The sequence below is a fragment of the Halochromatium sp. genome (genome assembly GCF_046541315.1).
Classification (GTDB): Bacteria; Pseudomonadota; Gammaproteobacteria; order Chromatiales; family Chromatiaceae; genus Lamprobacter.
The window spans coordinates 1-7,943 of sequence record NZ_JBKHDN010000129.1 but is presented as its reverse complement, the minus strand read 5'-3'; the positions used below and the strand labels follow the sequence as shown (position 1 = coordinate 7,943).

Genomic DNA, 7,943 nt, shown 5'->3' with positions numbered 1-7,943 from the left:
GCGGGCGCGTCGGCTTTCATGACTGACGGCATCAGGCGCGCACCCGAATATGCTCGTAGATATTGAGATAATCCTGCGCCGGCCGCGCCCAGGAGTTGTCCATGCGCATGCCGTTGAGGCGCAACTGCCGAAAATGGTCGGGATAGTCCCGCCACAGGCCAATCGCCCGACCGAGCGCGGATTCCAGGCCCTCGAAGGTCGGCTCGTCGAAGACATAGCCGTTGCGCTCGGCGTAGGGACGATCGCTGTAATTGGCGTCGAACACGGTATCGGCAAGCCCGCCGACGCGGCGCACGATGGGCACGCAGCCATACCGCATCGCGATCATCTGCGTCAGGCCGCAGGGTTCGTAGACGCTCGGGATCAGGATCATGTCGGCGCCAGCGTAGATCAGGTGCGCCAGCTCCTCGTCGTAGCCAAGCTCCAGATGGGCATCGGGATGCTCGGCGAGCGCCTGCTTGGCATCCCAGAACAGGGCATTGATGGCTGGCTCCTGGGCGCTGCCGAGCAGCACGAACTGCGCGTCCCGGGCCAGACTGGCGTCGATGCCATGGCGGATCAGCTCGATGCCCTTTTGGCGGTCGAGCCGGCTGACCACGGCGACGATGGGCTTGGGCGCATCGGCCAGGCCAAGCCGCGCGCGCAGGGCGCGCGTGTTCTCGTCTTTCGCCGGCAACTGCTCCAGGCTGTAGTGAGCGGCGATGAAGGGATCGGTCGCCGGATTCCAGGTCGTGGTGTCGATGCCATTGAGCACACCGCCGAACTTGTGGTCATGCGTGCGCAGCACGCCCTGCAAGCCAACGCCCTGATCGGTGTGCTGGATCTCCCAGGCATAGCGCGGCGAGACGGTGGTGACGAAGTTGGAGAAGACGATACCGCCCTTCATCAGGTTGACGGTTTGAGGATTGCCGGGGTCTTGCAGTCGATCCGGCGCCATCAAGCGCCCGACATCGAGGCCATTCATCTCGAGCACAGCCGGCGTGCTCCAGCCTTGATGGCCGAGATTGTGCAATGAGTAGCACACGCGCGTCTTCTCCAGCCCGAGCGCGGCGTAACGCTCGAACAGCAGCACTGGCACCAGCCCGGTCTGCCATTCGTTGCAGTGGATGACGTCCGGGCGCTTGCCAGAGACGAGCAGGAATTCGAGGATGGCGCGCGAGAAGAAGGCAAAGCGCGTGCTGTCGTCGGCTTCGCCGTAGATGGCGCCACGGTTGAAGAAGCCATGTTCGCAATGGGCATCGATGAAGTAGCAGCGCAGCCCATCGACCTCGCCGACCTCGACATCGCAATGCACGGCGCGGTCATAGAACGGCACCCAGAGATCGGCCTGCTCGCAGGTCATGCCGCGCACGCGGTCGTAACGCAGGCAATCGTATCTCGGCAGGATGATCTCGACTCGATGACCCTGAACCGCGAGTTCGCGGGAGAGTCCCTGGACGAAGTCGCCAAGTCCGCCGGCCTTGGCGACCGGCGCGCACTCCGGCGTGGCCATCAGGATATACATACAACCGCTCTCTAATCAGATGCCTGGAAGGATGGGGATTCACGCTCGGCGACCGGCAGCCGTGGCAATCGCGCGAGGAGTGCGGCGAGCAGTTCCGGATCGTCGAGGGCGACGCGAAACGAGAAACGCCCGCCCGGTCCGACCCGCAAGGGATGCCCACCGAGGTCGAGCAGGCTGCCCGGCGCGGCGCGACCGAAGACATGCAATTCGCCCTGGATCATGGCCTCGTCAGCGGATGGATAGGGACTGAGCGGGCCGCTGCCGCGCGCGGCGTGCGATTCCGATGGGGCAACATCTTGCCGGTTTGGCGGCTGGGGGTCCAATCGAACCTGCTCGGCGGCGACGCGGGCTTCCGGCTGGCGGGCGCCGAGCTTGGTCGCGAGTCCGGTCGAGTCGGGAACGGCCTCGAGCCGATTCGAGCGCGCCAGCAACAACCAGGCGCTCCCGCACGGATCCTCGAGGCCGAGTTCGGCCCGCAAGGAGCCCACCACGGGCTCCTCGAAGCGGGCCTGGCCGGTCGGTCGATGCGCCGGATCAGCGGGCAGGATCGCCGCGGCGAGAGAGGCACCATCGACGCGACGCAAGTAGAGCTTGGCGACCGGCGGCGGCCCCACAAAGGCAGCGCGCGCCTGCGCCACCAGTCCGGGATCGAGGCGCCAGTCGAGCGCGACACCGCCGCCGGTCAGCGGATAGAGCACGAGGCGCGGCGCAACATGCGGGTTCGGAAAACGCGGCGCCCGCTCAGTCGACATGCTTGCACCCTGGACAGGCGCGATGGTTCATGGCATCGCTGCGTCGCTCATTCAGCAACCGGAGCCCTCCGCTCAGCGCCTCGCGGCCTGCCGCGCCCGGGCGCGCGCGATGGCGGCATGCACCTGATCGGGCGCGGTACCGCCGATGTGATCGCGCGCCGCGACCGAGCCCTCGAGGCTCAGCACCTCGAAGACATCGGTGCCGATCGCCGGCGAGAAGCGGCGCAGCTCATCGAGACTCAGCTCGGCGAGGTCCCGTTCCCGTTCGAGGCCATAGGCGACGGCCTTGCCGACGATCTCGTGCGCATCGCGAAAGGCGATGCCCTTGCGCACCAGATAATCAGCGAGATCGGTCGCGGTCGCATAGCCCTGGCGCGCGGCAGCGCGCATGCGCTCCGGGCGGCAGCGCAGCTTGGTCATCATCGCGGCGAACACCTTGAGCGAGCCGCGCAGGTTATCGGCGGTGTCGAACAGCGGTTCCTTGTCTTCCTGATTGTCCTTGTTGTAGGCCAGCGGCTGGCCCTTCATCAGGGTCAGCAGGGCCATCAGGTGGCCGAAGATACGCCCGGTCTTGCCGCGAATCAGCTCGGGCACGTCGGGATTCTTCTTCTGCGGCATGATCGAGGAGCCGGTGCAGAAGCTATCCGCGAGTTCGATGAAGGCGAATTGCGCCGAGGCCCAGAGGATCAGCTCCTCGGCGAAGCGCGACAGATGCATCATCAGGATCGCGGCGGCGGCGACGAACTCGATCGCGAAGTCGCGATCCGAGACCGCGTCGAGCGAGTTCTCGCAGGGGCCGTCGAAGCCGAGCCGCTCGGCGCAGTAGGCGCGGTCGATCGGGTAGCTGGTGCCGGCGAGCGCGGCGGCACCGAGCGGCATCCGGTTCATGCGCGCCCGGCAGTCGGCGAAACGGCCGGCATCGCGTTCGAGCATCGCCTGCCAGGCCATCATGTGATGACCGAAGGTGATCGGCTGCGCCACCTGCAGATGGGTGAAACCGGGCAGGATGGTCGCGGCCTCGCGCTCGGCGAGATCGAGCAAGGCGTCTTGCAGTTGCCGCAGCGCCGTGCTGATGGCGTCGATCTCGCCGCGCAGCCAGAGGCGGATATCGGTGGCCACCTGATCGTTGCGCGAGCGTCCGGTGTGCAGGCGTTTGCCGGCCTCGCCGATGTCGGCGGTGAGCGCGGCCTCGATGTTCATGTGCACGTCTTCGAGCGGCACCGACCAGACGAAGCTGCCGGCCTCGATCTGAGCCTGGATGCGCTCGAGGCCGGCGATGATGGCCTCGGATTCCTGGTCGCTGAGGATACCCTGGCGCGCGAGCATCCGCGCATGCGCGATGGAACCGGCGATATCCTCGCGGTAGAGGCGATGGTCGAAGCCGACGGAGGCGGTAAAGGCCTCGACGAAGGCATCGGTCGGCTCGGAAAAACGCCCGGCCCAGGGTTTCGAAGCGGCGGTCTCGGTCATCGCGGATTCTTACTCAGGCGCCATCGCGGCGGCTCGTGGTGGGATGCGGGAGCGGATAAGCCTTGCACGATAGTACAGATTCGGGTTTCTTGACAGCCCGAGATCGACGATCGGCACTGTTGACAATCCGTCTGGCGGGTTAAGCTTACCGGCTCGACCCCCGATTGACTGCCGCCAAGGTCGGTCGGCGCGCATTCGGTTACCTTATGGGCTCGACTCATCCGCAACGATCACCCGCCAGCTAGATTCGCTTCCATGCCAGAGATCATTCGCATTGCCACCCGAAAATCCGCGCTCGCCATGTGGCAGGCCGAGCATGTTGCCGACAGGCTGCGCCGCCTGCACCCAGGGCTGGAGGTTCAGATCATCGGCATGACCACCCGCGGCGACAAGATCCTCGACGCGCCCTTGGCCAAGGTCGGCGGCAAGGGGTTGTTCGTCAAGGAGTTGGAGCAAGGCATGCTCGATGGCGAGGCCGACATCGCCGTGCATTCGATGAAGGACGTGCCGGTCGATTTCCCGGACGGCCTGCATCTGGCCTGCATCCTCGAGCGCGAGGACCCGCGCGATGCCTTCGTCTCCAACCACTACGCCGCGCTCGACGAGCTGCCGCAAGGGGCCTGTGTCGGCACCTCGAGCCTGCGCCGCCAGTGTCAGCTCGCCGTGCGCCGCCCGGACCTGCGCATCGAGCCGCTGCGCGGCAACGTCAACACCCGGCTGCGCAAGCTCGACGAGGGCGTCTACGACGCCATCATCCTCGCTGCCGCCGGGCTGATCCGGCTCGAATTCAGCGCGCGTATCCGCTCCTTCATCGCGCCCGAGGACAGCCTGCCGGCGATCGGCCAGGGCGCGATCGGCATCGAATGCCGGGTCGACGACGCGCGCGTGCATGCCTTGATCGCCCCGCTGCATCATGCGCCGACCGCCGAGCGGGTGACCGCCGAACGCGCCCTGAACGCGCGCCTCAACGGCGGCTGTCAGGTGCCGATCGCCGGCCACGCCATCCACCGCGACGGCGAGCTGTATCTGCGCGGGCTGGTCGGCATGCCGGATGGCTCGGCGCTGATGCGCGCCGAGGCCAGCGGCCCGGCGGCCGCGGCCGAGCGCATGGGCCGCGAGGTCGGCGAGGCCTTGCTGGCGCAGGGCGCCGACAAGGTGCTGGCGGCGCTCGCGCATGCGCCCGCCGAGCCCCTGGCGGAACAGGTCGCGGAGCGGGCGGACAGTCAGGCTGAGGATCCGGCGACGAAACGCTCCGCGGGCGCATCCGCGGAGCAGCCCTCGCAGCAGGCGCCGGGGTCTCGCTCGCAACCATGAGCGCGATCTGCCCGCTCAATGGGCGTGGGGTGCTGGTGACTCGGCCCAGCGGCCAAGCTGAGCGGCTGTGTCAGTTGGTGATCGCGGCCGGCGGCGAGCCGATTGCGTTCCCGACCCTGGAGATCCGCGCCGCGACGCAACCGGAGCGGGCGCGCCAACTGTTGGCCGAGCCTTGGGATCTGCTGCTGTTCGTCAGTCGCAACGCGGTCGAGTATGGCGTGGCGCTGTTCCCGCCGGAGCTGCGCGCGCGTGTGGCGGCGGAACAGCAGGCGGGCGGCGGCGAGCAGCAAGCCGCCGGCGCGCAGCGGCAAGCTAGCGACGCGATGCGGCAGGTCGCTGGCGTGGAGCGACCGCTATTCGGCGCGGTCGGACGCGCGACCGCCGCCGCGCTGCGCGAGCAGGGCCTGACGTCGGATCTGGTGCCGGAGCGCGGCTTCGACAGCGAGGCGCTGCTGGCCTTGCCGGCACTGACCCAGGTCGCCGGTAAGCGTGCGTTGATCGTGCGCGGCGAGGGCGGCCGCCAGCTGCTCGGCGAAACCCTGCGCAAGCGCGGCGCCGAGGTCGCCTTCGCCGAGGTCTATCGACGTGCCATACCGGATATCGACGTCAGCGCCGAATTGGCAGCCTGGCGCGAGCGGCTCGGCTTCGTCACCGCGACCAGTGACGAGGTGCTGGGCAACCTGCTCGCGATGCTGGGGCCGGCGAACCGCGCTTGGCTGCTCGCGATGCCGCTGGTGGTGATTAGCGAGCGCGGCGGCGCCACCGCGATGCAGCTCGGCTTCCGCCGCGTCGCGGTCGCCAAGGAGACCAGTGACGAGGGCATCGTCGAGGCCTTGTGCCGGCTGGCGATGAGTCTGGGATAGCGCTCAATCGCCACGGTGGCTGTCGGCGGCGTATTCGAAGGTATCCGAGAATAGATGATCAAGGCCGGCACCGGCGGCCTCGAAGGCGGCGCGCCCGGCCTCGACCATCGGCGGTGGCCCGCTGAGATAGCAATCGAAGTCGCCCAACGAGGGATGTTCCTTGAGCACGGCTTCATGGACCCACCCGGCGCGGCCGTTCCAGTCGGGATCGGGCTCTGAGAGCACCGGCACCCAACGGAAGTTCGGATGCGCCGCGGCCCAGCGTTCCGGCAGCTCCGCCAGATAGAGATCGCGGCGCGCGCGCACGCCCCAATAGAGCCGGATCGGCCGCTTGATGCCACGCTGGAAGGCGTGCTCGAGCATCGCCTTGAGGGGCGCAAAGCCAGTGCCACCGGCGACCATCAGGATCGGCCGCTCGGTGTCTTCGCGCAGGACGAAGGTGCCGAGTGGCGCCCGGATGCGCAAGATCGAGCGCTCTTCCAGATGCTCGAAGACCTCATCGCTGAAGCGCCCGCCCGGCACCCGGCGCACATGCAGTTCGAGCAAGGCGTCATCGTGCGGCGGATTGGCGATCGAGTAGGCCCGCCGCGCGCCATCGCGCAGCATGAACTCCAGGTATTGACCAGCGACGTAGGCCAGCCGCTGCCCCTCGGGCAACTTCAGGCGCAGGCGCATCACATCGTGATTGAGCCGGGTCTTCTCGGCCAGCCGACAGGGCATGGTGCGGACCTCGATGTCGCTCAGGCGTTCAAGCTCGGCCACGCGCAGCACCAGATCCGAGGTCGGCACCGCCTGACAGGTCAGACAGGCGCTTGGCGGCTGCCCTTCCAGCGCCTCGGTCTTGCCGCTCGGATACCGGACCTCGCCGTCGAGGAGCCGCGCGGTGCAGCTGCCGCAGGTGCCGTTGCGGCAGCCATAAGGGAGACCGATGCGCTGGGTCAGCGCGGCCTCGAGGATGGTCTGATCGGGCGCGACCTCGAACTGATGGCCGGCCGGTTCGGTGCGCACTGAACAGCGCCTCGCTGAGTCGTTCATCGACGTTGATCGCTCCTTCGGCGTTGTGAGGTGGGGCTTGGCGGTCTTGGGATGGTCCCTAACTTGGGGCATCATGAGCGGGAATCGACGCGAAGCAAACGAGAGGACGGGGCGATGATCATCCTCGGCTGTGGTTCTATCGGGCAGGCGCTGGCAACGCGCTATCGGCAGCGTGGCGAGTCGGTGCTTGGCGTGGTGCGCAGCGCCGAGACCGCCGCAGCGGTCGCGGCGGCCGGCGCGCAAGCCCTGCAGCTCGATCTCGAGCGCGACGATCTGGCCGCGCTCGCACCCGCCGGCAAGTCGGTCTTTCATCTGGCACCGCCGCCGAGCGCGGGCGACGAGGACCCGCTGACCGCGCATCTCATCGACGCCTTCGCGCGTCACGGCCATCCGCGCCGGCTGGTCTATATCGGCACCACCGGCGTCTATGGCGACTGCGACGGGGCCTGGGTGGACGAAGACTGGCCGCCGCGTCCCCGCGCGCCGCGCTCGCTGCGACGTTGGGACGCGGAGCAACGCCTGCGCCAGTGGAGCCGCGCCAGCGGTGCCGATCTGGTGATCCTGCGCGTGGCCGGCATCTACGCCTGCGATCGGCTGCCGCTGGCGCGCATCCGCAGCGCTCAGCCGGTGGTCAAGGCCGACGAGGCGCCTTGGTCGAATCGCATCCATGCCGAGGACTTCGTCGAGATCTGCATCGCCGCGATGGAACGCGCGCCAACCGGGGCGGTCTATAACGTCTGCGACGGTCACCCAAGCACCATGACCGACTATTTCTGCCAGGTGGCCGATGCGGCGGGCCTGCCGCGCCCACCGCAGATCCCGCTGGCCGCGGCCGAGGATCGACTCTCCGCCGGCATGCTTTCGTACCTGAAGGAGTCGCGGCGGCTGAGCAATCGGCGTCTGCTCGAGGAACTTGGCGTCCGCCTGCGCTATCCGGACTTGGCTCAGGGCCTAGCGCCTTGCTTCGGGCGCGATGCCGATTGACAGTCGAGCCCAGGCTGACTG

Annotated in this window: 7 protein-coding genes; 3 read left to right on the top strand and 4 right to left on the bottom strand. The window is 68.0% G+C overall.

Annotated elements, in window-relative coordinates; all coding sequences use genetic code 11:
- Positions 1-31: 31 nt before the first annotated feature.
- The 3 genes from ACLFQI_RS09470 to argH all read right to left on the bottom strand — a co-directional run bounded on the left by ACLFQI_RS09470 (position 32) and on the right by argH (position 3,726).
- Positions 32-1,504, bottom strand: coding sequence for a glycogen synthase (locus tag ACLFQI_RS09470; protein ID WP_410758794.1), 1,473 nt, complete (start codon positions 1,502-1,504; stop codon positions 32-34).
- Positions 1,505-1,515: 11 nt separating this feature from the next.
- Positions 1,516-2,256, bottom strand: a complete 741-nt coding sequence (locus ACLFQI_RS09465) for a hypothetical protein (protein WP_410758793.1) — start codon at positions 2,254-2,256, stop codon at positions 1,516-1,518.
- Positions 2,257-2,328: 72 nt separating this feature from the next.
- Complete coding sequence (argH, locus tag ACLFQI_RS09460; RefSeq protein ID WP_410758791.1) at positions 2,329-3,726, bottom strand: argininosuccinate lyase; 1,398 nt, start codon at positions 3,724-3,726, stop codon at positions 2,329-2,331.
- Positions 3,727-3,981: 255 nt separating this feature from the next.
- Here argH and hemC point away from each other — a divergent pair, with 255 nt between their 5' ends.
- Positions 3,982-5,040 (top strand): hydroxymethylbilane synthase, encoded by a 1,059-nt coding sequence (gene hemC / locus ACLFQI_RS09455; protein ID WP_410758789.1) that lies wholly within the window; start codon positions 3,982-3,984, stop codon positions 5,038-5,040.
- Complete coding sequence (locus tag ACLFQI_RS09450; RefSeq protein WP_410758787.1) at positions 5,037-5,903, top strand: uroporphyrinogen-III synthase; 867 nt, start codon at positions 5,037-5,039, stop codon at positions 5,901-5,903. The genes hemC and ACLFQI_RS09450 overlap by 4 nt, the downstream gene beginning before the upstream one ends.
- 3 nt (positions 5,904-5,906) lie before the next feature.
- Here ACLFQI_RS09450 and ACLFQI_RS09445 read toward each other — a convergent pair whose 3' ends face one another.
- Positions 5,907-6,938 (bottom strand): CDP-6-deoxy-delta-3,4-glucoseen reductase, encoded by a 1,032-nt coding sequence (locus ACLFQI_RS09445; RefSeq protein WP_410758785.1) that lies wholly within the window; start codon positions 6,936-6,938, stop codon positions 5,907-5,909.
- A gap of 114 nt (positions 6,939-7,052) precedes the next feature.
- Between ACLFQI_RS09445 and ACLFQI_RS09440 the strand changes: the two genes are divergently transcribed.
- A complete protein-coding gene (locus ACLFQI_RS09440; protein WP_410758783.1) occupies positions 7,053-7,922 on the top strand; it encodes an SDR family oxidoreductase in 870 nt (289 codons plus the stop codon).
- Positions 7,923-7,943: the final 21 nt, after the last annotated feature.

Bases quoted from the DNA above. Each gene is read 5' to 3' on its own strand.
- ACLFQI_RS09470 (WP_410758794.1), bottom strand. From the start codon at position 1,504: ATGTATATCCTGATGGCCACGCCGGAGTGCGCGCCGGTCGCCAAGGCC.
- ACLFQI_RS09465 (WP_410758793.1), bottom strand. From the start codon at position 2,256: ATGTCGACTGAGCGGGCGCCGCGTTTTCCGAACCCGCATGTTGCGCCG.
- argH (WP_410758791.1), bottom strand. From the start codon at position 3,726: ATGACCGAGACCGCCGCTTCGAAACCCTGGGCCGGGCGTTTTTCCGAG.
- hemC (WP_410758789.1), top strand. From the start codon at position 3,982: ATGCCAGAGATCATTCGCATTGCCACCCGAAAATCCGCGCTCGCCATG.
- ACLFQI_RS09450 (WP_410758787.1), top strand. From the start codon at position 5,037: ATGAGCGCGATCTGCCCGCTCAATGGGCGTGGGGTGCTGGTGACTCGG.
- ACLFQI_RS09445 (WP_410758785.1), bottom strand. From the start codon at position 6,938: ATGAACGACTCAGCGAGGCGCTGTTCAGTGCGCACCGAACCGGCCGGC.
- ACLFQI_RS09440 (WP_410758783.1), top strand. From the start codon at position 7,053: ATGATCATCCTCGGCTGTGGTTCTATCGGGCAGGCGCTGGCAACGCGC.